This is a genomic window from Pectinatus frisingensis (assembly GCF_015732285.1).
Classification (GTDB): domain Bacteria; phylum Bacillota; class Negativicutes; order Selenomonadales; family Selenomonadaceae; genus Pectinatus; species Pectinatus frisingensis.
Genome location: NZ_WIQU01000016.1, coordinates 110,397 through 135,621 on the forward strand (window position 1 = coordinate 110,397; position 25,225 = coordinate 135,621).

A 25,225-nucleotide genomic window follows, 5' to 3' on the forward strand; every position below is an offset into this window, starting at 1 on the left:
TCATTGCAGCAGAACGCCTTCTGAAATTTAACTTATTCAGAAGGCGTCTATTTTTATCAGACACTTTATATTCAAATCTGCGGCATATTGCCAAGATAGACATTTTTTAAATATTTTTGTGCAGCATTCTGCAGCTGGTACATTGTCCTTATCGGTGTAGGCGGTGATTCCATCTTATAGTTAGGGAAATACCGCGATAAATGTAAGGGCATATCAGCATCTAAGCCTGCCAGCCATTCGGACAGAGAGGCAATTTCCTCTTCACTGTCATTTAAACCGGGTATGATAAGAGTAGTTATTTCAGTATGGCAGCTCTTAATGGCTACCTCTATATTTTGCTTTACAAAAGAAATATCACCGCTGCAGATGCTGGAATAAAAATCATTATTAAACGACTTCAAGTCAATATTGACAGCATCAATAAGCGGCAGCAGCTCATTAAATAGCAGACTGTTGATAAACCCGTTGGTTACCAATACGTTTTTTAACCCAGCTTTACGAATAAGAGGTGCTGTATCACATATATATTCATACCATACGAGCGGTTCAGAATATGTATAGGCAAGACCAATATTTTTCTCACCTGAAGATAAAGCAATTTTAGTTATTTCCTGTGGTGCAATATAGCGCATAGGTGCTTTTTGCTGAGATATTTTGTAATTTTGGCAAAATTTACAAGAAAAATTACAACCCCAAGTGCCGGCAGATAAGATCGAATATCCGGGATAAAACTGATAAAGCGGTTTCTTTTCTATAGGATCAATAGCAATAGACGTACACATGCCATAATTTTCAGCATATAATACATTGTCCTTGTTTAAACGAGTCTGGCAAAAACCAGTGCTGCCTTCCTTTATAATACATTTATGCGGACACAGATCACATATTATATAATTTTTTTCATGATGATAATATGAAGCTTCGTGCATTTTTTCCTCCTGATGATTTGGGGTCAGCTGTTCACTCAAGATATGCCGTAAATTATATCTTTTTTATTGGCACTTTAATTTAATCAATGCCCCATTAAAAATTAATAGTGACGCATAACAGTAAAACGATATATGTCAAATTTTTCATGTAAAAAAATATGTCCTTTTTGCAATGCCACCGATATTTGTTCATCAACAGTGTCTACTCCATCCAGCATAGGTAAAAGCAACCCTTTTTTACCGCTCTTGGTAACTGTAATAACTCCGTACTTTTGCGGATCAAGCTTTTCTTTTGTAGTCAATTCCGGTGTACTCAGTATATCAACAGAAAAAACGATATCATCTGCTTCTTTAAGTGTGACCGGTGAGAAACGTGGATCTTGTGTCCCCGCATAAACAGCATTGTTTATTATTTCAGATACTATATTATCCTGTGTTGGCAGAATAGTGCCAATACACCCGCGTAAATGCCCAAATTTTTTCAATGATACAAAAACACCGGCTTTAGCCGACATTTCCTTAGATATATCTGTTGGCAACGGCAATTTTTGGCCGGTTTTCAAATAATGTATCAAAGAATTCTTTGCCAGAACAACTTCATCACTGTGTGTTATATCTTTAATTCCCTCACACATAAATAATACCGTACCATAGCCGACTCCAAACGGTCCATCATAAGACACAAACTGCGGCGTACTCTTTATTCCCTGCATAGCACCCAGCAGGAAAAATATCGGGCGAAGGCCGCATTCACCGGCGCTGTCTATAAGCTGCTGTTCCATGCTGAGCAGAGCCTCACTGTCTAATTTTGGCAATGCTGACATTATATTTTGATCAAAAATTTTTCCACTGGGTGAATATCCATTAGGTGAACCTTTAAGCAAACGATGCGATAAATCTCCTGATGCTAAAATAAAGGTGCGTTTTTTACTAAGCTCGATAGCATTTTTTACTGTATTGCCGAAAAGCATCATTTCTTCATAAGATATAAAACCCATGCACAAATGAATTATTTTACCCTTAAACCCAGCTCGATGTAAATAATATAAAGGTACAAATGAACCCTTATCAATTCCTAGATGAATTCTGGTATTAATACAAAATTCCTTATTAATAGTTTCTAAAGGAATATTTTTTTCCTGGCAGCATACAGCAATTTTTTCTGCTAATTCAAAATCCACTTCGTAGGTAAGCGACAGTTCATGGTGCCCAAATTCATCCATTGAACCACTGAGTTTTTCAGCAAAGCTCATTCCTACAGAATTTTTAAAAACAGGCGCATGCGGAGAAATAATGACCAATGTCTGCGGATCGGCATTTACAATTTTCTTAGCTATTTTCTTCACAGAATCGACTGTTGTCGACATTTTTCCCAGCTCACTGCCGCCTATTTCTGGAATCATTATCGGCGGGTGTGGTAAAAGTGCTGATCCTATAAAGTACTTCATGCTATTACCTCCATCAATACTTTAATCAAAAACAAGAAGCCAATTTTTATTTTCATGTGCAGTAAAGCACAGTTTTATTTACTCTAATGCGTTTTTATTATTGGAAAGCGGTAGCAAATTATCCAGATTAAAACAATTACCGCATAATGTCTCGATACTTTTTATTTCGGACATAAAACATATTCAACAGACTAAAACCCAATAGTAAAAAAATAATGCAAATTTGTCAGATTGGCGACTTACATAATTACAAATTTATATTATTATATATGCAGTAATATATTTTCCCTTTTATTACAGCCATATATTTACTGAACAGATAACTGTAGGTATAGATACATCCTTAATGGAAATGTCTATGCCTTATTTTTTTGTAAATATGGTATGGAAAATGTATTTAATATATTTTAAAGGAGGAACATTATATGAGCTATAAAATTGCAACAGCGTCTTCTAATGGACAACAAGTAGATAGACATTTTGGACATGCTGGTACATTTTATATTACAGAAGTTTTAGATGATGGCACATATTTCTTTCTGGAAAAGCGGATAGTAGAATCGCCATGCCGGCATGGTAAACATGATTCAAGGATTATGCAAAAAGTCATAGAGAAAATTGCTGACTGCAAATATGTTTTGTGTGAAGCTGTTGGGAGCGGTGCAGCAGCAATATTAGCTCAAAAGCATATAACTCCACTGGAAACGGATAATATGATCAATAAAGCCATAGGCTGCATTATCTTATATGATAAGCGTTTACAACATTTATTATAATACACCGAGGGAGAAATGGAAATGAAAAAGGTGACCAAAATGAATGTCTTACGGGAACAGCATCCGTGTTTCGGTGCCAGAAATAATCGTGGCCGTATGCATTTGCCGGTATGTCCCGGATGCAATATTTTCTGCCGTTTCTGTGAACGCAGTATCAATACTGAAGAAAATAGGCCAGGAGTTGCCGCAAAGGTAATAACACCGAATGAGGCTTGTGAGTATGTAGAACGTGCCATAAGATTCTGCCCGGATATTACAGTAGTTGGTATAGCAGGACCTGGTGATACACTTGCGTCAGACAATGCCATAAAAACATTTGAGCTTATAGGCAGGCAATTTCCCAAGCTTTTAAAATGCATGAGCACGAATGGACTGCTTCTTAAGGAAAGGCTGCCGGATATTTTACGAGTGGGAGTAGATACACTGACAGTAACAGTCAATGCTATTAATCCCAAGATCGAAGCTCAGCTGAATGATGGGATAGTTTATCATAAAGAAAAAATTATGGGTGAAGCCGGGGCCAGAATCCTCATAGGTAATCAGCTTGCTGGTATTAAAGCTGCCGCAGATGCAGGAATAACAATCAAAATAAATACTGTACTTGTAAATGAGATAAACAGGTTTCATATAAAGGATATAGCAAGGACAGCAGCAGAATGCGGTGCAGCAATTTATAATATCATACCGCTTATTCCACAGCATAAGCTTAAGGCTTTTTCTGTGCCAAGCTGTATCGACATAGAAACAGTCAGACGCGAAGCTGGTAAATATATAGATGTCTTTCGGCATTGTCAGCATTGCCGTGCTGATGCTGTAGGCATACCAGGAAAAAACAATTTCAGCCAGCAAGTTTATTTTGATAAAATTCCCGTTAAAGAAACATTTTCACATGGCTAATTAAAAATAAAGGAGCATAAAAATTCATGGGTGATAAAAAAATTCGTCAGATTGCAATATATGGAAAAGGTGGTATCGGTAAATCAACAACAACACAAAACTTGACTGCAGGACTGGCAGAACAAGGAAGGCACGTTATGATTGTTGGCTGCGACCCGAAAGCAGATTCAACCAGACTTTTATTGGGAGGATTGGCTCAAAAGACAGTTTTGGACACATTACGGGAAAAAGGACAAACTTTTGATATCGGCAATATTGTAAAAGTTGGATTTAAAAATATACGCTGCGTTGAATCGGGCGGACCGGAACCAGGCGTTGGATGCGCCGGACGTGGTATTATAACATCCATAGGCTTATTGGAACGTATGGGCGCTTATACGGAAGATTTGGATTATGTTTTTTATGATGTACTTGGCGACGTTGTCTGCGGTGGGTTTGCCATGCCGATTCGTGAAGGCAAGGCCAAAGAGATATATATAGTAGCAAGCGGTGAAATGATGTCATTATATGCCGCTAATAATATTTCAAAAGGAATTCAAAGGTATGCAGTAAAGGGCGGCGTACGGTTAGGTGGAATAATCTGCAACAGCCGTAATGTCGACAGAGAAGCGGAATTGCTGCGGGCTTTTGCTGAAGCATTAGGAACTCAGCTTATTCATTTTATTCCGCGTGATAATATTGTACAGCATGCTGAAATAAGACGCAAAACAGTTATTGAATACAAGTCGGATGCCAGACAGGCTGATGAATATAGGGAACTGGCCAAGGAAATTGAAGAAAATAAATCTTTTGTAATACCTAAACCATTGGAACAGGACGATTTGGAAAAGATTTTAATGGATTATGGTTTGTATGACAATATAGAAGGCAATTATGCGATATAAATAGATTGCTATATAGATAAAGTTAAAAATAATTAAGCAAGATATAAGTTAATGGCAGAAAGTGAGCGAATTGGGACAATGTTAATAAATGAACGCAGCTGCATTATGAATTGTAAATGTATGTACAAAAATAAATACATTACCGCTTTGATATGAACATTTTGTTATAGAATAAATGCAGGAAAGGCAGGTAGTGTTTTTTATACCATGCCTTATTTTTTATATATATTTTTGTACAGAGAATAAAGATGCGCTGTTTATTTGTCAATGGACGGGGAGAAATTTGCTATGGAAGAATTTATAAGAAAAATTAATGATCATCTTATTGATGTATTAGGCATAATTATTTTTTTATTATTGTGGGAATTTTTACCAAGAGCAGGTATTATTGACGGACAATTCATTCCGCCTTTATCGAAAGTCATTGCGGCTGTTGTCAAGCTGTTTTTGGCAGAGCATTTGATGCTGCATATTGCGGCTAGTCTGCAGCGAGTGTTTATTGGAGTGGTTTTGGCTATCGTTTTAGCAGTACCTATTGGGTTTTCTTTGGCGGCTTTTCCAAAAACAGCTGCTTACCTGCAGCCATTGTTAAAAATAGGTAGTCAAATCAATGCTTTCGCATTGTTTCCAATCTTCATTTTACTATTCGGTATAGGAGAAACGGCAAAAATAAGTATTATTTTTTGTTCTGCTTTTTGGCCTGTATTGTTTACCACTGTGGCAGGAGTAAGACAAGTCGATCCACTCTATATAAAAAGTGCTAAATCAATGGGAGCGGGACGATTGAGAATTTTTAAAGAAGTGATACTGCCGAGTACGACGCCGTTTATTTTTACAGGTATCCATAGTGGAACCACACACGCTTTTTTAATGCTGATCGCAGCAGAAATGATCGGAGCAAAGGCTGGCTTGGGATGGATAATTCTTAATTCTACAGCAAACAGTTTAATGCCGCGTTTATTTGCCGGTGGTATTATAATTGCGTTTTTAGGAATGCTTCTAAGTTATTTTATTTATTGGTTGGAGGATATTATCGTATATTGGCGGGAAAAAGCTAATTAATTTTTGATGATGCTTTAGTCATAAGGAGGCAAGTTTTATGCAAACTATAGTAAAAGGACTTTCAATTCCAAAAGTTTCCCCGGTGAAGGTTAAGGCTTTTGGTATAGAACTGAAAAAATTTGTGGTTTCTAATATTTCTATTATAGCATTTTTTGTTTTTTGGGAAATTTTAGTAGATACCGGAATCGTTAAAGATACATTTGTAGCTTCTCCATCAACAATAATAATTACTATTTTAAAATTGTTAGAAAGCAATACGCTTTTAGAGCATGCCGGTATCAGTTTATTCCGTGCTGTAGCTGGGTTTATTCTTGCTGCCGTGATTGCAATTCCATTAGGGTTTTTTTTAAGCGGACCATATACCATATTCCGGCGTATCGTTACACCGGTTATGCGGCTGATGAATGCTGCTAATCCATTTGCATTGCTACCAGTATTTATTTTATTGTTCGGAATTGGCGAGATATCGAAGGTGGCAATTATATTCTGGGTATGCTTATGGCCTATTTTATTGAATACTATTGCCGGTATACGAAATGTTGATCCTTTATTGGTAAAATCAGCCCGTTCAATGGGGATGCAGGGCCGGCCATTGTTTTTTAAAGTAATTTTACCGGCAGCGGCGGCACCAATTTTTCATGGTCTTAAAATGAGCTGTGGAACGGCGTTTTTTATGCTGATCGCAGCGGAAATGATCGGTGCCAGTACGGGATTAGGCTGGATGGTATGGAATGCACAGATAAATTATCAAATTCCTAAATTGTTTGCAGTTACTTTTATTATTTCGGTACTAGGGCTGTCCTTAAATTATTTATTTGTCAGAATTGAAAAAAATGTTCTTTCTTGGCAGACGGATGACACCGAGTATTGATTTTTGAAATTGAAATATATTTACTTTACTGGTAAATAGGAGTGTGATGCTGGATATGAATAGAAACTTTAAAAAAATTTTGGCTGGTATAGTTGGGATAGCAATTATCGGTGCCGTAGTTTATGGAGCCAATCATAGTGATCAGGCTCAGGGAAATGGACAAACTGCTACGGCAGATGACGGATTGTTTCCGATAAGAACATGGTCTCAGACCGACTGTTCCTCAACACCTTGGATCGTGGCTGATCAGAAAGGCTTTTTAGCGGAAGAGGGTCTCAAGGTGGTTTATACTGGCGATACTCAGCCAGCACAGCAAATTCCTTCAGTAATGAACGGCAACAATGATGTTGGAGGCGGTACACATCCAAATTCACTTGCAGTAGCTATTAATGGTGGTGCAACAATCAAGGCCGTCGTACCTGCAGGTATTGATCCTGGACCGGAAGTCGATCCTAAAATGCGTCATATGGTTTGGTATGTAAATCCAGACAGCGGTATAAAATCTTTTGCTGATTTAAATAACATTCAGGGTAAAATTAAATTTTCCACTATATCGACTAATATCTGCGCAGATTTTTTAGCCAATAACATTGCTGACAAAAACAATGTTCCACGTGACAAAATTGAATGGGTAACGATGCCTGACATTCAAGCCGTACAGGCAGTAAAACAGGGATTAGTCACTGTGGCGGGTGTGCATCCACCTTATTATAAATCTATGGAAGATGCCGGCATGATAAAAATTGCTGACAGTTTTGATGCAGGTCTTGGACCAACAGCAGGGCTTTCTTATTATTTCTTTAATGATGACTTTATTAAACAGCATCCTGATATAGTTAAAAAATTTGCCAAGGCAATGGCTAAGGCTGAAACCTGGGCCAATGAAAATCCGGAAGAGGCACGGGTTCTGACAGAAAACTGGATACATGTTCCTGTTTCAGCGACGCATTACTATTATGGTGGGACTGATTTGAACCCACGCCTGGCTGATGTATGGATAAAAGATCTGGAGGATCATGGTGTTATTCCTGCAGGTAAGGTGAAATCTGAAGATTTGATGGCACTGGATATAAATTAATAACAGATTTTTCCTAGTGAATACGAAAGAAGGTGGAACAATATGGCGAATTTTACTGATAATGCTGTTCCTGCAAATGACGAAACAGATAAAATTATTGCTGTAAACATCAACAGAATATATAAGGTAAGAGAAAAGGACAGCAATGAATTAGTTGAATTTCAAGCATTGAAAAATGTGAATATGACAATAAAAAAAGAGGAATTTCTAGTTATTGTGGGACCAAGTGGCTGCGGAAAGTCGACTTTTTTGGATATGGTTGCTGGGTTGGCACATCCGACATCAGGTGAAATCTATATGGATGGGAAGCTTATTACTGGTCCGGCGCTGGATCGCGGTATTGTTTTGCAAGGATATGCGTTGTTTCCATGGCGGACTATCAGGAAAAATGTGGAATTTGGTCTGGAAATAAAAAATATACCCAAGAAAGAACGTACAAAAATAGGTCAACAATTCATTGATCTTGTTAATTTGAATGGGTTTGAGGATCGCTATCCGCATGAATTGTCCGGCGGGATGAAGCAGCGCGTGGCAATTGCCAGAGCATTGGCATATGATCCTGAGGTGCTATTGATGGATGAACCTTTTGCAGCAGTTGATGCCCAGACCAGGGAAACTTTGCAGGAAGAATTGCTGCGTATATGGGAGAAGACAAAGAAGACTATTATTTTTGTTACACATAGTATTGATGAAGCAATTTTTTTAGCTGACAGAGTAGTAGTGCTGTCAACTAATCCTGGCACAGTCAGAGAAGTAATCAATATTGATCTGCCACGGCCTCGTGACGGTATTAGAGCATCAATTGAATTTGGCAGATTAAGGCAGCAAATATGGGAATTGCTGCAGAATGGACAGCAAAATACGACAGGAAATAGTGTTGAAGATAAAGCGGTATGATATGGAGATTTTGTACCAGTCAGCATAACTAATAGGAGTGGTTATTAGGTGAGTGTTTATCAGGATACAGATGAAGTTGAAATAAGAGAAAGAAGACTTGATTCTATTCTTTCTTATAAAGGTGATGCTAAAACCCTTGACATACAGTCAAAAAATAGGAAGATAAATTGTCCAGGCAGTTACTATAATCAGTGCAGTCAATGTGCTGAAGGCTGCGCCGAAACAATAACCTATCATGTTATTGATGCGGCAGTGATCAGCCATGCACCGATTGGCTGCAGTATAGGAGTATCGTCACGTCATATTTTAGGCCGTGCGGTTGCTAAAGATCGTGGATTGCCTGAACATAATGTGCATATGATCAGCAGTAACATTGATGAGGAAGATACTGTTTACGGAGCTTCTAAAAAATTATTTGAGGCAATATATGAGGCTGATCACCGGTTCAAGCCAAAAACAATTTTTATTCAGGCTTCGTGTGCTTCTGGAATTATTGGGGAGGATATGGAAGGCATTGCGAAGGAGGCAGAAAATAAACTTCATTATCCGATTATTCCTGTGTATTGTGAAGGCTTTAAATCAAACATATGGTCAACTGGTTTTGATGCAGCATATCATTCAATTTTGAGGAAATTAGTTAAACCGGCGAAAAAAAAACATCAGGATTTGGTCAATATATTTAATTTTGCAGGTTCAAACACATTTATTCCGTTTTTACATAAATTGAATTTAAAGGTAAATTATCTGATACCAATGGCAACATTGAAACAAATTGAGACATTGACAGAAGCTGCATGCACAGCTCATATTTGTGAAACATTGGCTACATATATAGCCGCAGCGCTGGAGGAACAATATGGCGTACCTGAAGTTAAAGAACCAGCCCCATTTGGTATTGACTGGACAGACAACTGGATAAGGGAAATAGCAAAATATACTGATCGGTCGGAATTGGCAGAAGAAGTTATTGCAAAGGAACATATAAGGATACTGCCGGAATTGATAAAACTAAGAGGGCAGTTAAAAGGAAAAACAGTTTATGTATTATCAGGAGATGCTTTTGCCCATAATCTGGCTAATATTGCTAAAGATTTGGACCTGAAGATAATTGGATTGACAACATTGCACCATGATCTGCATTTTGAAACTGACCAGCAACCCGATACACTGGGAGCACTTATTAAAAGCAATGGCAACATAAAAAATGTAACGATATGCAATAAGCAACCATATCGCATGATCAAGTTATTGCAGGATCTTAAGCCTGATATATTGATAGTGCGGCATCCTAATCTGGCGCCTATTGGAATGAAGCTAGGAATACCTACTTTAAGTGAGGGCGATGGTAATTACAGCATTGGTTATGATGGTGTATTAAAATTTGGCCGGCGGTTGTTGGAATTATTGGCAGCTAAAAAATTATTCAGCAATATTGCGGTACATGCTAAACTGCCCTACAGCAAATGGTGGAGAGAAAATGACATTAGCAATTTTGACATTAATGAGGGTAATGAATTATGAGTACAATAATTGAACAGCCACGCCATGGCTGCGCTTTAAGCGCTCAGCAAACTGTATTGGCGATTCCTCGTGCGATGCCTATTGTCCATGCCGGACCAGGATGTGCTTCTAAATCATTTGGCTTTGCAGCTACTGGCGCTGGATTTCAAGGTGAAGGTTATGCTGGTGGATCCCATATATCATCTACGAATACGGGAGAACAAGAAGTTATTTTTGGCGGCGAATCTAGTTTGGATAAAGAAATAAAAGGGGCACTGCAAATTTTAGATGGTGACATGTTTGTTGTATTAACGGGATGCACATCTGATATTGTAGGTGATGATTCGCAATCTATAGCTGAAAAATATGCAGCTGAAGGATATCCGGTAGTGGGAACAGAAACAGCAGGATTCAAGGGAAATAGCTACTATGGACATGAAATAGTAATAAAAGCTATTATTGAACAATTTGTAGGAAAGGTAATACCAAAGGTGCGGCGCGGTTTAGTAAATGTGTTTGCGACAGTTCCTTTCCAAGATCCCTTTTGGCGGGGAGATTTGGAAGAAATCAAGCGCATTTTAACAAAAATAGGTCTCGAGGTAAATATTTTGTTCGGTAACGAATCTGCGGGAGTCAGTGAATGGCAGGATATCCCCAATGCGCAGTTCAATTTATTAGTATCCCCTTCCACTGGCACTGAGGTAGTAAAGCTTTTGGAAGAGAAATATCAGACACCATATCTGCAATATCCTATATTGCCAGTCGGTGGCGCTGAAACAAGCAGATTTTTGCGTGAGATATCGGTATTTGCTGGATTATCTGCTGTAAGAACTGAGAAGGTTATAAAAGAAGAAGAAAAGCGTTTTTATGATTACTTAGTTTCTGTATCAGATTTTATCGGCGAATATTGGAATAATCTACCAATTGATCTATATACTGTCGGTGACAGTATATATGCACCAGGTGTCAGTTCCTTTTTGGTAAATGAACTGGGGCTTGAACCTAAGGGCATTTATTTGACTGATGAACCAAAAGAAGATTGGCAGACAGTTATAACTGATGCTTTAGCTGAACGTGATACCAGATTAAAAACATCATTGGTTTTTGAGAATGACGGCGGAAGTGTTGAAGCTGATATACGGCAAAAGTCAGATAGAACCAGACATTCAATTATTTTAGGCAGCTCTTGGGAAAAATTTCTTGCACTGGATATTGGTAGTCTTTATGCCTACCTCAGTTTGCCGCTTGATGAAACAGTTATTTTAAATAATTCCTATGTTGGTTATAATGGCGGACTACGCCTTATCGAAGAAGTATATTCGGCGGTATTTAAATGCAGGCCTGCAACAGCAAGATCAATTTATTGATACTGCTTGAAACAAAAGGCATATTATGCTTCACTGATAAAATTCAAATAAAAATTTTTTTAGAAAGGAAGATTTATATGACAAAAGATCGAATGTGCGGGATCAATACAGTATTAATACATGGAGGCATAGATGGTGATAAGCAGACGGGAGCAGTAAATGTGCCGATTTATCAGACTTCTACCTACAAACAAATACACTTGGGAAAAACTACCGGGTATGAATATTCACGTACAGGTAATCCGACAAGAGAAGCATTGGAAAAGCTTATCGCGCAGCTGGAAAATGGTAAATACGGATTGGCATTTGCCTCTGGTATGGCAGCTATAGCCGCTGCGTTTACGCTGTTCTCAACAGGTGATAAAATTTTGATTTCGAGAAATGTCTATGGGGGGACTTTTCGTATTCTAGATAAAATTTTTTGTCATTTCGGTATAACATACGAAATCATTGATACCGGAAATATTGCAGAAATAGAAACAAATATAACTGAAAATGTTAAAGCAATTTTGATAGAAACACCGACTAACCCTTTAATGGAAGTAACGGATATAGCCGCTGTAACTAAGATAGCTAAGAAGTACAATGTGCTGACGATCGTAGATAACACCTTTATGTCACCATATCTGCAGAGACCATTAACACTGGGAGCAGATATAGTACTGCATAGTGCTACGAAATATTTGGGAGGTCATAGTGATCTTATCGCTGGAATAGTAGTGGTAAATGATGAAGAGTTGGCACAAAAATTATATTTTATCCAAAATTCTACAGGGGGAATTTTATCACCCAATGATTCGTTTTTGCTCATAAGAGGTATAAAGACACTGGGCGTGAGGATAGAACGTCATCAGGAAAATGCAGGAAAGCTTGCCAAATGGCTGCAAACACAAGACTGGGTAACAAAAGTGTACTATCCTGGACTGCCGGATCATCCCGGATATAAGACTCAGCTTGAACAGGCTGATGGTGCAGGCGGCATGCTTTCCTTTGAAATAAAAGAAGGATATAACTATGAAGCATTTTTAGATAATTTAAAAATAATAACACTTGCAGAAAGCCTTGGTGGAGTTGAATCACTTATTTGCCAGCCGTCATCAATGACACACGCAGCTATACCGCCGGAAATACGAAAGCGTATTGGCATCACAGATAAATTGCTTCGCTTGTCGGTTGGTATTGAAAATTATGATGATCTGGCTGCAGATATAGAACAGGCAGCTAAGAAAGCGGGGGAATAGTGATGAAATACTATAATGGAATTCATTCATTGATAGGAAAAACACCGCTTCTTAAGCTGAATAATATAGGTCTGCCTCCCAATATCAACGTTTTTGCCAAGCTGGAGTTTTATAATCCAGGCGGCAGTGTAAAGGATCGTATCGGAGTGTTTATGCTGAACGCTATGGAAAAAAGAGGAGATATAAAACCCGGAGCTACGATCATAGAAGCAACAGCAGGAAACACCGGTATTGGGATAGCGCTTGCAGCATTAAATAAAGGATATAAGGTCATATTTGTAGTGCCTGAAAAGTTTTCTGTCGAAAAACAATGCCTGATGAGAGCACTTGGGGCAGAGATCATAAATACGCCGCGTGAAGGTGGAATGCTTGGAGCAAAAGAAACAGCATTTGAAATAAAATCAACTATATCAAATGCCGTTTCCTTTAATCAATTTGATAATCTGGATAATACGCGGACTCATTATGAAACGACCGGTGTAGAAATTTATAATGATTTGGACGGGGAAATAGATTATTTTGTAGCTGGTGCCGGCAGCGGAGGCACATATACAGGGTCTGCACGTTATTTAAAAGAGAAGAAACCTGAGATAAAAGGAATACTGGCAGATCCTATTGGGTCGACACTTGGCGGCGGTGAACACAGTGATTATGACATTGAAGGAATAGGAAATGATTTTGTACCGGCAACAATGGATTTAAAGCTTGTTGACAAGGTTATCAAAATTTCTGATCAGGAAGCTTTGGACGGAGTGCAGCTACTGGCCAAACATGAAGGTATATTTGTAGGGACATCATCAGGGGCAGCGTTGTCAGCTGTATTGAAGTTAACTAAACAAATCGATAAAGGCAATATTGCAGTTATATTTCCTGACCGTGGTGATCGTTACTTCAGCAAAAAGATATACGGATAGGTGATGATATTTTTGACATTTATTGAAATCCATAATCTGGGGAAATGGCTTAAAAAATTTAGGTTATTAAAAACAATAAATAATACCAAATTCATGGGGGTAATTAGCTTTTACAGTGAGAATAACCCGGTTTTTACAATAGAAGTTAATAAGTTGAATGAACATGGCAATAATGTAGTGGCCATCAATGGGAAAGAGATAATAAATTTCTCCATAGGACAAAAAGGATGTCAAATTATGGGTAAAATACTTAAAATATTATTTTTTGCTGATATTAGATTAATCGGGATAAATGAATTATAAAATTTAATTGTGATAGCTGAATTATTCCAGCAGCGTAATCAGATAGGAGGCTTTTTTAATTTATGAAAGAAAAAATTAATCTTGACATGCCGGAAGTGCAGCCTCGTGAACAGCGCTTAGGCACAATCATTGCTTGGGATGGCGATATAGATGAACTGCATCGTCAATCGGATTTTATTGGCAGGGCAGGCTGTGACAGAAATGCTGCCTGCAAGTTATGTGAGTTGCGGGGACCATTTTCGCAGGGATCAGTATGCAGTGAGCAGATGGTCGAATGCCAGGCAGGTAATGTTCGTGATGCTGTTTTGATCCAGCATGCACCGATAGGCTGCGGTGCCGGACAAGTACCATACAATTCCATTTATCGCAATGGACTTGCGATGCGCGGACATAAAGTAGAAAACATCCGGATAATAAATACCAATCTTAGTGAGGACGATGTAGTTTTCGGTGCTGCTGATAAACTGCGCATGGCAATTGATGATGCATGGACACGTTATAAGCCTAAAGCCATATTTATCGCTACATCCTGTGCTACTGGCATCATTGGTGAAGATGTAGACAGTATTGCCAGAGAAAAACAGGAAGAGCTGAATATTCCGGTAATACCGATGGCTTGTGAGGGATTTCGTTCAAAGCATTGGAGTACAGGCTTTGATGCTACACAGCATGGCATTTTGCGTCAAATAGTCAATAACCATCCACATAAACAGGAAGATTTAGTTAATGTCATAAATCTTTGGGGTTCTGATGTATTTACACCAATGTTGGCCAATCTGAATCTAAGAGTGAACTACGTGATTGATTTAGCTTCTGTTGATGATCTGGCAAGAATGTCTGAAGCTGCAGCAACGGTCGGATTTTGTTATACTTTATCGTCATATTTGGCTGCGGCTCTTGAAGAACATTTTGGTGTTCCTGAAGTTAAGGCACCTATGCCATACGGATTTGCCGGGACGGATGCATGGCTGAGAGAATTGGCGCGGATTACTCACAGAGAAGAACTGGCCGAAAAATATATCAAAGCGGAACACGCCAGGGTCCACCCGCGTATTGCAGAATTAAAGAAAAAATTAAAGGGCGTAAAAGGATATGTGGCTACGGGTTCAGCATATTCACATGGACTCATTCAAGTACTGAGAGAATTGGAAGTAAAAGTAAATGGCTCACTGGTTTTTCATCATGACCCTGTTTATGACAGCGGAGATGAACAGGAAGATTCATTAGGACATTTATTAAAACATTACGGTAATGTAGAAAATTTTCACGTCAGCAATCGTCAACAGTATCAATTGTACGCTTTTCTGCAAAAAGTGCATCCGGATTTTATGCTGATCCGCCACAATGGACTGGCACCTTTAGCGTCAAGGCTCGGTATACCGGCAGCTCCATTAGGTGATGAACATATAGCTATTGGTTATCAAGGTATTATCAATTTAGGAGAAACAATTTTAGATATTTTAGCCCGCAAAAAATATCATGACAGCATAAAAAAGCATGTAACGCTTCCATATACTGATTGGTGGTTAAAACAAGAGGATGCATATATATTAGCAAGATAAAAAATATATTTATAATTGTGAGGTAAAAATGAGTACATGTGAAAATATCGATTCAGGTTCGATTAATCAGGTAAGGTACGGCTGCGCCCTTGGAGCTTTTCATTCTGTAGTTGCCATTCCTGGTGCGATGCCTATTGCTCACTGCGGTCCGGGGTGTGTAGATAAACAATATATGAGCCTGGACTTTTATAATGGTTTTCAAGGTGGCGGTCGCTCAGGCGGGGCTGTAATACCAAGTACCAATTTACAGGAGGAAGATGTTATTTTTGGTGGGGCAAAAAGGCTACAGGAATTAATCGAAGCCACTTTAAAAATAATTAAAGCTGATTTGTTCGTTGTTTTGAATGGCTGCATTGGTGAATTAGTGGGTGATGATGTCGGCGCCGTCGTGGAAGAGTTCCAGAAACAGGGCGTTCCTATTGTGAATGCGGAAACAGGCGGCTTTAAAGGGAATAATTTTATTGGACATGAAATTGTTGTAAAAGCTATAATAGATCAATTTGTCGATAAATATGCTGCCAAAAATGTAAAACGACAAAAAGGACTTATAAATGTATGGTCAGAGCTGCCGTTTCAAAATACCTTTTGGCGGGGTGATTTTAATGAATTAAAGAGAATCCTTGAAGGAGCAGGATTTCAGGTAAATATTTTATTTGGCAATGGTTCGGGTGGAATTGAAGAATGGAAACGAATACCGGAAGCACAATTTAATTTAGTCGTCTCCCCTTGGCTGGGGCTGTCCATAGCACAGCATCTTCAGGATAAATATGGTCAACCATATCTGCATTTGCCTGTTTTACCAATAGGTGCAGGTCAGACGGCTGAATTCTTGCATAAAGTAGTGGCATTTGCCGGCATAGATTCTAAACAGGCAGATGAATTTATTACGACAGAAGAAAGAGAATACTACTACTATCTGGAGCATTTTACTGATTTTTATGCCGAATATTGGTGGGGGCTGCCTTCCTCATATGCTGTGATTGGTGATAGTACGTATAATCTGGCATTGAATAAATTTTTGGTTACTCAATTAGGATTACTGCCGGTAAAACAGATTATAACTGATAATCCACCACAGATATATCGAGATAAAATACGCAGTGAGTATAAAAACCTGGATAGTGATGTTTCTGCGGAAGTATCATTTTTGGAAGATGGCTACAGAATCAACGATTTGCTGCAACATTTAAATTATGGACACAAGCCGCCAATTATTTTTGGTACAACATGGGAACGCGATACTACTAAAAAATTAGGCGGAAGTATTGTGGAAGTCGGCTTCCCTGCATCATATGAAGTGGTCTTAAATAAAAAGTATATTGGATATCGCGGCGCGCTTAGCTTACTGGAAAAGATATTCACCACAATAATCAGTAAATCAGCATGAATATATTTGAAATATATATCAGTATTTTGTCCGATGGTAATAGGAGATCAACATGAAAAAGATAGATTTAAATATACCAGAAGTTGCTGTCAGAGAAATTCGTCTCGGTTCTATAACAGAATTCCATGGCAATGCTGAAACCTTAGTAAAAAACTCGTGCCGCGGTAAAATGTGCGATAAAGGTCGTTCTTTCAGCCAATGCCTTGATTGTTCCATAAGCAAAGCTACATGCATGGTGGCTTTGATACAGGATGCGGCTGTTATCTGTCATGGTCCGGTAGGGTGTGCATCATGTCTGCATGAATTTGCCTTTACTTACAGGGTCAATGCCCCTTTGCGAAATGTCGCAAATCCCACACAGCGCAGGATATTTTCTACCAATATAAGCGAAAAGGATACTGTTTATGGCGGCACAGAAAAGCTTGCGGCAGCGATTCGGCAAGTGCATAACCGTACACAAGCCAATGTTATTTTTGTGTTATCAACATGTGCTACCGGTATCATTGGTGATGATATTGAAAGTGTGGTAAATGATGCTGAAGCAGAGCTTAGTATACCAATAGTAGCAATTTTCTGTGAAGGATTCCGTTCCACAGTATGGACGAGCGGTTTTGATGCCGGCTATCATGGTATTGCCCGCAAATTAATAAAACCGGCACAGGAACATAAAAAAGACATGATCAATGTTATTAATTTTTGGGGAAGTGACATTTTTTCGGAATGGCTGGCAGTGCTTGGTGCAAAACCAAATTATATAACTCCTTATTCAACTGTAGAAATTTTGTCACATTCATCAGAAGCTATAGCTACGATACAGGCATGTCAGACGCTGGGTTCATATTTGGGTGCAGCTTTGGAACAGGAGTTTGGTGTTACAGAAATAAAAACACCACCGCCTTATGGTATAGCACAGACTGATCGCTGGTTCCGGGAACTTGGTAAACTATTGGGGAAAGAAAAAGAAGTGGAGCAGCTTATTGCTGAAAAAAAAGCAGTTTATCTGCCGAAAATCGAACAGCTTCGAACTAAATTGAGGGGAAAAACTGCTTATGTAACAGCAGGAGCTGCGCATGGACATGCACTGCTTTCTGTTTTACGTGAACTTGGACTGCGGGTTATAGGCGCTGCAATATTCCACCATGACCCAATATATGACAGTAATACTGAAGTGTCTGATGGTCTGGCGCAAAGTATACGTGATTACGGCGATGTACCAAATTATGATGTCTGTGATAAACAGGAATTTGAATTGGTAAATATGCTTAATCATTTGCATCCGGATGTTCTTTTGGCCAGACATGGTGGAATGACATTATGGGGGGCTAAATTTGGCATCCCATCACTGCTTATCGGTGATGAGCATTTCAGTATGGGCTACGAAGGCATTGTAAAATATGGAGAACGGCTTATAGAAGTTATGGAAAATGATGAATTTGTGAAAAATCTTGCACAACATTCGATAAATCCTTACACAAAATGGTGGTTAAAACAGTCGCCATATAAATTTTTGAAAGGCGGAGAAGGATGTCAAAGATAATAGAGCAGGAACGGTATACATGTGCAATCGGAGCTATGCAAAGTGTAGTAGCTATTCCCAAGGCACTACCGATTTTGCATTCAGGACCAGGCTGCGGCATGATGGTGCGGGGATTTTTCGAACGTTCAACCGGATATGCAGGAGGAAGTACGGTTCCATGTACTAATTTTAGTGAGCAGGAGGTCGTTTTTGGCGGAATTGATAAGCTGCGCCTGAACATTGAAAATTCGTATAAGGTATTGGAGAGTGCCCTGCAGGTAGTTTTTACCGGCTGTACCGCCGGTATCGTCGGTGACGATGTTGAAAGCCTTGCTAAAGAGTTTCGTGCAATTGGTAAACCATTGGTAACAGTCGAAACTACAGGTTTTAAATGCAATAATTTTGTTGCGCATAGTGAAGTTGTAAATGCGATTATAGATCAATATGTGCAGCTTTTTATTAAGGATAATTCTATACGCAGTGAAAAAAATGCAGTAAATTTATTTGCCTCAATACCTTATCAAGATCAATTTTGGAAAGAAAATTTGAGAACATATAAATATTTATTGGAAAATCTTGGATTTAAAGTACATATACTGTTTGGTCCTGAATCAGGCGGTGTCACTGAATGGCAACAGATACCGCGGGCAAATTTCAATATATTGGTATCACCGTGGTATGGACAAGAAATTGTTGAACATCTTGAGGCAGTATATGGACAGCCATTTTTTAAATTTCCACATCTTCCTATAGGGGCAAATGAAACAGAAAAGTTTTTGCATGGTGTATTAGATTTTGCAAAGCATTTGGAAATAGCAATTGATTATGACAATGCAGCTGGATTTATAAAACACGAAAGTGCTGCTTATTATGAGGAAGTGGATAATTTAGCAACATTTTTGTTGGAGTTTCGTTATGGACTGCCAAATCATGTGCACATAATCCATGATGCCGGATATGTTGTCGGGCTGTCAAAATTTCTTTTACATGAAACAGGAATTGTTCCAAAGGAGCAATTCATAGTTGATAATACACCAGAAAAATTTCAGCAGGCAATTAAAGAAGATTTGAAAACTACATCGAACAAAAAAAATATTTCTTTGACCTTTGAGCCTGATGCAGGTAAGGTTCAGGATATTATCCGCGGTATTTCACACCAAGGCAGGGGACTTATAATTGGCAGTGGCTGGGATAAACAGCTGGCCAAAGAGAAAAAATATGATTTTCTCTCGGCATCAGTGCCATCGCCATATCGTTTAGTCCTGACTACCGGTTATGTCGGGTTTCATGGCGGACTTAGAATTATGGAGGACATCTTTAATTCCGTATTATCTACATATAAATAGGTCATTATTTTATGCGAGGGGTGATTGATTTGAGTACGAAAGATTATGGTTTTGATACTGCACAGATACATGCGGGGTATAATGCCGATGAGCATAATTATGCTGTTTCTCCGCCAATTTACCAGACTGCCGCTTATGATTTTAAAAGTGTTCAGAATGCTAAGGACTTATTTACATTCAAAGAACTGGGCTGCGTTTATGCACGTGTCGGCAATCAAACAGCAGCAATTCTGGAAGAACGAATAAAGGTTTTGGATGGGGCTTCTGCTGCATTGGCAGTCAGCTCCGGTATGTCAGCGATAAGCTATACACTGCTCAGCTTGACCGAAGGCGGAGGAGCTATATTGACGACACCATATCTATATGGTGGTACAGTTGATAATTTTAAAAAGACATTTCCTTGTTTTAATATACGTATAGATACTGCCAAAAACATAGACGTACCATCTGAACTGGAAAAAGAAATTAAACCGGATACTAAGGCTATATTTATAGAAAGCATCAGCAATCCTAATGGATTTTTATTGGATGTAGAAGCTATAGCTGATGTAGCGCATCATAATGGTATTCCATTGGTGGTTGATAATACTGTAGCTACTCCATATTTATTCAATCCATTGAAGCATGGGGCTGATATCGTTGTTTATTCCGCTACCAAGGCACTCAGCGGACATGGCAATGTCATTGCAGGCTTGATTGCATAAAGCGACAGATTTGATTGGAATAATGGTAAATTTCCTCAGTTCTCCAAAAAATATTGGACATTACGCGATGCAGACAATAAGCCAAGAAGTTTTCTGGAAGTATTTCCTGATGCACCGCTGTGCTTCCAAATCAGACGGCATTATTTGGCATATCTTGGATCAGTGTTATCTGCATTTGATGCCTATTTAGTTTTAATTGGTTTAGAAACACTATCAGAACGTGTAGCCAAACAGACTAAAAATGCCGAAAAGATTGCCAGCTTTTTAGTTGAAAATAAACATGTCGAATGGGTACGCTATGCTTCATTAAAGGACAGTCCGCACAAAAAATTAGCCGAAAAATATTTTCCCAGAGGTGTAGGCGGTTTATTAGCATTTGGATTTAAAGGGACACAGCTGCAGCGCGAAAAATTTATCAACAGCATAGCTTTATTTCATTATCACGTAAATATAGGTGATGTTCGTTCATTACTGGTAAATTCACCACAGACCACTCATGGCGAATTAGAGCCAAATGAGAAAATAACAGCAGACATTCCTGAAAATCTGATCCGCCTTTCGCTTGGACTTGAAGATCCAAAAGATTTGATAGAAGATTTGACACAGGCATTTAATAAGGCATTTGCATAAGATTATATAGAGATTTTGTTGAGTGGGTTTGTTTTATAAGAAAGGAAATAGAAATGGGATATGGAGGATGGCTTTCATTAGCAGCGCTGATATCAACAGGTTGTTTGTATTTAGGAGGTGCGCATTAATAATGAATTTCAATAAGTTCCTTTTGTTGGCCTTTATTGTATTTATCATAGGAATTATAACACTATACAGTGGTGTAAACAGGGCACCATTTAATGGTGCAAAACCTAAAATAGGACCACAAGAAAAATGTTCTTTTCTAAGAATAAATGATACAAAAAATTATATAGCACTTAATGATAAATTTTGGCGTATATAAGGAAATGAGAAAATGAAACTTTATAAACCATTAGCATGGATTTCTTTGATAGTCAGTATTGTTTTGCTGTTTTTGCCAAGAATAGTGCCAATATGCACAGATTTGGCAGGTGGCATGAATCCGATGCGTTGCCATTATACATATCAGGCAGAATTTTTAGTTGGTCTTTTAGCAGTTATTATTTCTTTTAGCCTATTTGTATTACATACACTGGAAGCAAAGAAATTAGCAAGCTTTATTATCTCGCTTCTAGGTATTATTGTTATTCTTTTACCTCAATCATGGGTCATTGGCATTTGTATTCATCCGGCTTCAGCATGTCATAGGACAACAGCCATTACGATTTGCCTTGGTATTCTCCTTGTTTTGGTCGGTATAATTCAGGTTTTCTTGCTTTCTAAACAAAAAACATCTCAAGGAGAGGGATGATAACTATGGCATTTCTGATTTGGCAAAGTCTCCTGCATCGTAAGCTGCAAAATATGGCAATTGTTTTTTCTATTGCTATTGGTGTAGGGATTGTATTTTGTATTATACCAATATTTTCCGGTGTTTCCAAAGGCATGGACTTATCAAGGCAGCGCATGGGAGCTGATATTGTTGTAGTACCTGGGAATGCGGTCATGGAGGAACCCAGTTTGATATTGTTTAGCGGTGCACCAGTTAATATATATATGCCTGAAAATATAACAGATACAATACGAAAAATACCGGGTGTCAGCAATGCAACATCGCAGTTCTTTACCCATACATTAACGGCTGACTGCTGCTCTGTGGGCGACAGTATTCGCCTTATCGGTTATGACCCATCAAGTGATTGGATCATATCACCTTGGTTAAAATCAGTTCGTCCTGATGGGCTTCAGTCTGATGAAGTAATTATTGGAGCTAAAGTTCAAAACATTTTTGGCGATAAAATAAGTATTTTAGGACAAATGTTTAAGATAGCAGCTGTACTGGAAGAAACAGGCACGAGCATGGATTACTCTATATTAACAAATATAGATGAAGCAAGAAATCTAGTTACCAGTAATCCACAGCTGAAAATAGCATTAAAAGATGTGGGGCCAACTGATAAATTGATTTCAGCTGTAATGGTAAAAACTACTGAAGGAGCAAATTTGGAAAATATTGTAGAAAAAATTCAAGAAACAGGCTATGTCCATCCTATTGTGGCTTCAGAAGTAAAAAAGCATATTAATGATCAATTCAATCTTTTGCTATACCTATTAGGCGGTACAGGTATTTTGATTGTTTTATTATCGATATTCCAATTGTTTTCGCGATTCTACACATTGACTTGGGAGCGTCAGACTGAATGGGGATTATATCTGGCATTAGGGGCATGGGCACGTGATATAGCTGTAATTGTCATCAGCGAGGCAATATGTGTTGTTTTAGCAGGAGTTGTAATCGGTTTATTTGCAGGAGGAGGATTATACTGGACAGGATTACAGTTGCTCAAGGCTCATCAGTCATTTCCATTTGTTAATCCATCTGGTATTTTTTTCACTATATTGTCTTTGGCAATGCTTGTCGTTTTTTCCTGTATTGGAGCTTTAGCTGCATGGATACCTGCTTATCAAGGTAGTCATATTGAACCGAGCACTATTATGACTCGCGGTGAATTTGATTAAGGAGACTGATTATGGCTGAATTATTTGAACTTCGTGATGTAAAAAAAAATTATGCCGGGAATACAATATTAAACGGAATATCACTATCTTTATTGAAGAAGCACATTATTGCCATTACTGGGGACTCAGGTGTTGGAAAGACTACTTTATTGTCAATTATGGGACTTTTGCAGCAGCCAAGTTCAGGAGAGCTGTTTGCTAATGGAATAGCAGTGAATAAACTACAGCTTAGTGAGCAGGCTAAGCTTAGAGGAAAATATTTTGGCTTTGTGTTTCAACGAGCAAGATTGATCGGATCATTATCAGTTCTGGAAAATGTGCTTGTCCCGGCGCGTTTTGCCAAAACTGAAGATGATGTTATAAAGAGAGCCAAGTTTTTATTGAAAAAATTTGGCATGTCAAATCGTTTGAATTACAAACCACAGGAACTTAGCGTTGGTCAGTTGCGGCGCGTTTCACTGGCAAGAGCATTACTGCTTAGACCAAGTATTATTTTAGCAGATGAACCAACAAATGATCTTGATCCGTCGTTGGCGGAAACTGTAGCTGAATATTTTTTACAGATACGTAATGATGGAATGTCTGTTGTTATAGTAACGCATGATTATGCCTTAGCAAATCGTGCTGATCAGGTGTTTCATTTGGAACATGGGCAATTATCACAGATTACCCATGCATAATATTTAATGAGTGCTGCATTATAATGGAGAACAATGATGAAAAGGGGTGGGTATTATTTACAGACTCTCATTCATAGGCCCGAAAAATGTATCACTATTGCCATAATATGGTTATATTATTTATAATTTAAAAGTCTTCTTATATAAATCATTTATCGCTTTACGTTTTTCTTTTGAAATGCTATGACTATATATTTGCAGTGGGACTACTGGAGAAGCCCACCCGCCTATGCTCTGTACCTCGCTAATAGGCACATTATTATGGAATAAATTAGTCGCAACTGTATGTCGAATTTTATGGATTGTCAATTTTTCAGGCAATCCTAATTTTTTTAAACGTTTTTTCAAACATTGTAATAAATTATTTGGATTATAAATATCACCATCATTTTTTACAAAAACAAGTTGATTTTTATAATTTTTCCATTTTAAACCATAAGTTTTAGCTTCTTTTAATTGTAATTTTTTCCACTGCCGTAATTCTTGCATAATTGGTATAGGTAATGGCTGTGTACGTATAGATGCACGAGTTTTAGGAATTTTTTTTATAAAGGGCTTATTATTTACTAATACAACCGCATTACATATATTGATACAGTTTTGTTCCCAAAGAACATTTTCCCATGTTAACCCAGCAATCTCTGATCGTCTCGCCCCAGTGATAAAGTATAATTTAAACATTAATATATATCTATATTTGGTTTTTTCTAAATCTCTAAAGAATAATTGCTGTTGTTTCACTGAAAAAATATAATGTTGTGTAATTGGTATCGGAATTGGTTCGGTGTCTTCGGCATAATTACTGTTAATCAAATGTTCTTTAGCTGCCTGTTTCAACGCACTTATTATTAATGCACGTATTTTTTTTACAGCCCATTCACCAAGTCCTTTTCCTGTTGATTTATTATTTTTTAGATGGCTTTTATTTCCGTTAATTAAAAGTTGATTTAAAAATTTTTGAATATCAATAGTTCTTATTTCAGATAAAGCAATATGACCTAATCTAGATGGCCTAATATGTACATTAATATATACAAGCTGCACATTGCGAGTTGTTTCTGCATGATGTTGATATTTGTATAACATATACCAGTTTAACATATAATCACCTAAAGACATTTTTTCGTTGATTTGCATAACAATTAATTACTCCCTCGTTTTAAAATTAAAATCAGGCTGTCTACTATAGACAGCCTGATTTTAATTTTAATTGATAAAAAAGCAAAAAATAATATTTTTATAACTTTTTTTCAATATACGTTTCATCTGTA

The 25,225-nt window shown here is 38.0% G+C and carries 23 protein-coding genes and 1 pseudogene; 21 read left to right on the forward strand and 3 right to left on the reverse strand.

The window, feature by feature from the left end; all coding sequences use genetic code 11:
• Positions 1-71 precede the first annotated feature (71 nt).
• Both amrS and amrA read right to left on the reverse strand, forming a co-directional pair.
• Positions 72-929 carry an AmmeMemoRadiSam system radical SAM enzyme gene (gene amrS / locus I6751_RS02455; protein WP_196590447.1) on the reverse strand — a complete coding sequence of 286 codons (858 nt, stop codon included), beginning with the start codon at positions 927-929 and terminating at the stop codon, positions 72-74.
• 101 nt (positions 930-1,030) lie between these two features.
• A complete protein-coding gene (gene amrA / locus I6751_RS02460) occupies positions 1,031-2,377 on the reverse strand; it encodes an AmmeMemoRadiSam system protein A (RefSeq protein WP_196590446.1) in 1,347 nt (448 codons plus the stop codon).
• A 425-nt stretch (positions 2,378-2,802) separates the two neighbouring features.
• On the opposite strand from amrA, the gene I6751_RS02465 reads away from it, so the two are divergent.
• From I6751_RS02465 to I6751_RS02570, 21 genes and pseudogenes are all read left to right on the forward strand, one after another.
• The gene (locus I6751_RS02465) at positions 2,803-3,153 is read left to right on the forward strand and encodes a NifB/NifX family molybdenum-iron cluster-binding protein (protein ID WP_196590445.1); all 351 of its coding nucleotides are present in this window, start codon (positions 2,803-2,805) and stop codon (positions 3,151-3,153) included.
• 21 nt (positions 3,154-3,174) lie between these two features.
• Complete coding sequence (locus tag I6751_RS02470; protein ID WP_231037800.1) at positions 3,175-4,050, forward strand: radical SAM protein; 876 nt, start codon at positions 3,175-3,177, stop codon at positions 4,048-4,050.
• Between the two features lie 41 nt (positions 4,051-4,091).
• Positions 4,092-4,934: a nitrogenase iron protein gene (gene nifH / locus I6751_RS02475; RefSeq protein ID WP_196590515.1), complete on the forward strand. Its 843-nt coding sequence runs from the start codon at positions 4,092-4,094 to the stop codon at positions 4,932-4,934.
• Between the two features lie 288 nt (positions 4,935-5,222).
• Positions 5,223-5,996, forward strand: coding sequence for an ABC transporter permease (locus I6751_RS02480; RefSeq protein ID WP_196590443.1), 774 nt, complete (start codon positions 5,223-5,225; stop codon positions 5,994-5,996).
• A gap of 37 nt (positions 5,997-6,033) precedes the next feature.
• On the forward strand, positions 6,034-6,867 hold the full coding sequence (locus I6751_RS02485; protein ID WP_196590442.1) for an ABC transporter permease: 834 nt from the start codon (positions 6,034-6,036) through the stop codon (positions 6,865-6,867).
• A 55-nt stretch (positions 6,868-6,922) separates the two neighbouring features.
• Positions 6,923-7,945 (forward strand): ABC transporter substrate-binding protein, encoded by a 1,023-nt coding sequence (locus tag I6751_RS02490; protein ID WP_231037798.1) that lies wholly within the window; start codon positions 6,923-6,925, stop codon positions 7,943-7,945.
• Positions 7,946-7,987: 42 nt separating this feature from the next.
• Complete coding sequence (locus I6751_RS02495; protein WP_196590440.1) at positions 7,988-8,842, forward strand: ABC transporter ATP-binding protein; 855 nt, start codon at positions 7,988-7,990, stop codon at positions 8,840-8,842.
• 48 nt (positions 8,843-8,890) lie between these two features.
• Positions 8,891-10,363, forward strand: a complete 1,473-nt coding sequence (locus I6751_RS02500; RefSeq protein WP_196590439.1) for a nitrogenase component 1 — start codon at positions 8,891-8,893, stop codon at positions 10,361-10,363.
• A complete protein-coding gene (locus I6751_RS02505) occupies positions 10,360-11,709 on the forward strand; it encodes a nitrogenase component 1 (protein ID WP_196590438.1) in 1,350 nt (449 codons plus the stop codon). The genes I6751_RS02500 and I6751_RS02505 overlap by 4 nt, the downstream gene beginning before the upstream one ends.
• 77 nt (positions 11,710-11,786) lie before the next feature.
• Complete coding sequence (locus I6751_RS02510) at positions 11,787-12,950, forward strand: trans-sulfuration enzyme family protein (protein ID WP_196590437.1); 1,164 nt, start codon at positions 11,787-11,789, stop codon at positions 12,948-12,950.
• Positions 12,951-12,952: 2 nt separating this feature from the next.
• Positions 12,953-13,864, forward strand: a complete 912-nt coding sequence (locus I6751_RS02515) for a PLP-dependent cysteine synthase family protein (protein WP_196590436.1) — start codon at positions 12,953-12,955, stop codon at positions 13,862-13,864.
• Positions 13,865-13,876: 12 nt separating this feature from the next.
• Positions 13,877-14,167, forward strand: coding sequence for a hypothetical protein (locus I6751_RS02520; protein ID WP_196590435.1), 291 nt, complete (start codon positions 13,877-13,879; stop codon positions 14,165-14,167).
• Between the two features lie 62 nt (positions 14,168-14,229).
• On the forward strand, positions 14,230-15,729 hold the full coding sequence (locus I6751_RS02525) for a nitrogenase component 1 (RefSeq protein WP_196590434.1): 1,500 nt from the start codon (positions 14,230-14,232) through the stop codon (positions 15,727-15,729).
• Positions 15,730-15,757: 28 nt separating this feature from the next.
• Positions 15,758-17,116, forward strand: a complete 1,359-nt coding sequence (locus I6751_RS02530; protein ID WP_196590433.1) for a nitrogenase component 1 — start codon at positions 15,758-15,760, stop codon at positions 17,114-17,116.
• 52 nt (positions 17,117-17,168) lie between these two features.
• Positions 17,169-18,653: a nitrogenase component 1 gene (locus I6751_RS02535; RefSeq protein ID WP_196590432.1), complete on the forward strand. Its 1,485-nt coding sequence runs from the start codon at positions 17,169-17,171 to the stop codon at positions 18,651-18,653.
• The gene (locus I6751_RS02540; protein WP_196590431.1) at positions 18,641-19,978 is read left to right on the forward strand and encodes a nitrogenase component 1; all 1,338 of its coding nucleotides are present in this window, start codon (positions 18,641-18,643) and stop codon (positions 19,976-19,978) included. Before I6751_RS02535 ends, I6751_RS02540 begins: the two co-directional genes overlap by 13 nt.
• A gap of 29 nt (positions 19,979-20,007) precedes the next feature.
• Positions 20,008-21,312, forward strand: a pseudogene (locus I6751_RS13990) (O-acetylhomoserine aminocarboxypropyltransferase/cysteine synthase family protein).
• A gap of 130 nt (positions 21,313-21,442) precedes the next feature.
• The gene (locus tag I6751_RS02555; RefSeq protein ID WP_196590428.1) at positions 21,443-21,637 is read left to right on the forward strand and encodes a hypothetical protein; all 195 of its coding nucleotides are present in this window, start codon (positions 21,443-21,445) and stop codon (positions 21,635-21,637) included.
• A 12-nt stretch (positions 21,638-21,649) separates the two neighbouring features.
• Positions 21,650-22,066, forward strand: a complete 417-nt coding sequence (locus I6751_RS02560; RefSeq protein WP_196590427.1) for a DUF4418 family protein — start codon at positions 21,650-21,652, stop codon at positions 22,064-22,066.
• A 5-nt stretch (positions 22,067-22,071) separates the two neighbouring features.
• Positions 22,072-23,274, forward strand: a complete 1,203-nt coding sequence (locus I6751_RS02565) for an ABC transporter permease (RefSeq protein ID WP_196590426.1) — start codon at positions 22,072-22,074, stop codon at positions 23,272-23,274.
• Positions 23,275-23,285: 11 nt separating this feature from the next.
• Entirely contained in the window at positions 23,286-23,954 is a 669-nt protein-coding gene (locus I6751_RS02570) for an ABC transporter ATP-binding protein (protein WP_196590425.1), read from the forward strand.
• Positions 23,955-24,074: 120 nt separating this feature from the next.
• Here I6751_RS02570 and I6751_RS02575 read toward each other — a convergent pair whose 3' ends face one another.
• Complete coding sequence (locus I6751_RS02575; RefSeq protein WP_196590424.1) at positions 24,075-25,091, reverse strand: site-specific integrase; 1,017 nt, start codon at positions 25,089-25,091, stop codon at positions 24,075-24,077.
• Between the last annotated feature and the right edge of the window lie 134 nt (positions 25,092-25,225).

Coding starts and splice junctions, on each gene's coding strand:
- I6751_RS02495 (WP_196590440.1), top strand. CDS start 7,988: ATGGCGAATTTTACTGATAATGCTGTTCCTGCAAATGACGAAACAGAT.
- I6751_RS02575 (WP_196590424.1), bottom strand. CDS start 25,091: ATGCAAATCAACGAAAAAATGTCTTTAGGTGATTATATGTTAAACTGG.
- I6751_RS02530 (WP_196590433.1), top strand. CDS start 15,758: ATGAGTACATGTGAAAATATCGATTCAGGTTCGATTAATCAGGTAAGG.
- I6751_RS02485 (WP_196590442.1), top strand. CDS start 6,034: ATGCAAACTATAGTAAAAGGACTTTCAATTCCAAAAGTTTCCCCGGTG.
- I6751_RS02505 (WP_196590438.1), top strand. CDS start 10,360: ATGAGTACAATAATTGAACAGCCACGCCATGGCTGCGCTTTAAGCGCT.
- I6751_RS02555 (WP_196590428.1), top strand. CDS start 21,443: ATGAATTTCAATAAGTTCCTTTTGTTGGCCTTTATTGTATTTATCATA.
- I6751_RS02490 (WP_231037798.1), top strand. CDS start 6,923: ATGAATAGAAACTTTAAAAAAATTTTGGCTGGTATAGTTGGGATAGCA.
- I6751_RS02525 (WP_196590434.1), top strand. CDS start 14,230: ATGAAAGAAAAAATTAATCTTGACATGCCGGAAGTGCAGCCTCGTGAA.
- I6751_RS02480 (WP_196590443.1), top strand. CDS start 5,223: ATGGAAGAATTTATAAGAAAAATTAATGATCATCTTATTGATGTATTA.
- I6751_RS02470 (WP_231037800.1), top strand. CDS start 3,175: ATGAAAAAGGTGACCAAAATGAATGTCTTACGGGAACAGCATCCGTGT.
- amrS (WP_196590447.1), bottom strand. CDS start 929: ATGCACGAAGCTTCATATTATCATCATGAAAAAAATTATATAATATGT.
- amrA (WP_196590446.1), bottom strand. CDS start 2,377: ATGAAGTACTTTATAGGATCAGCACTTTTACCACACCCGCCGATAATG.
- I6751_RS02535 (WP_196590432.1), top strand. CDS start 17,169: ATGAAAAAGATAGATTTAAATATACCAGAAGTTGCTGTCAGAGAAATT.
- I6751_RS02515 (WP_196590436.1), top strand. CDS start 12,953: ATGAAATACTATAATGGAATTCATTCATTGATAGGAAAAACACCGCTT.
- I6751_RS02565 (WP_196590426.1), top strand. CDS start 22,072: ATGGCATTTCTGATTTGGCAAAGTCTCCTGCATCGTAAGCTGCAAAAT.
- I6751_RS02540 (WP_196590431.1), top strand. CDS start 18,641: ATGTCAAAGATAATAGAGCAGGAACGGTATACATGTGCAATCGGAGCT.
- I6751_RS02465 (WP_196590445.1), top strand. CDS start 2,803: ATGAGCTATAAAATTGCAACAGCGTCTTCTAATGGACAACAAGTAGAT.
- I6751_RS02570 (WP_196590425.1), top strand. CDS start 23,286: ATGGCTGAATTATTTGAACTTCGTGATGTAAAAAAAAATTATGCCGGG.
- I6751_RS02560 (WP_196590427.1), top strand. CDS start 21,650: ATGAAACTTTATAAACCATTAGCATGGATTTCTTTGATAGTCAGTATT.
- I6751_RS02510 (WP_196590437.1), top strand. CDS start 11,787: ATGACAAAAGATCGAATGTGCGGGATCAATACAGTATTAATACATGGA.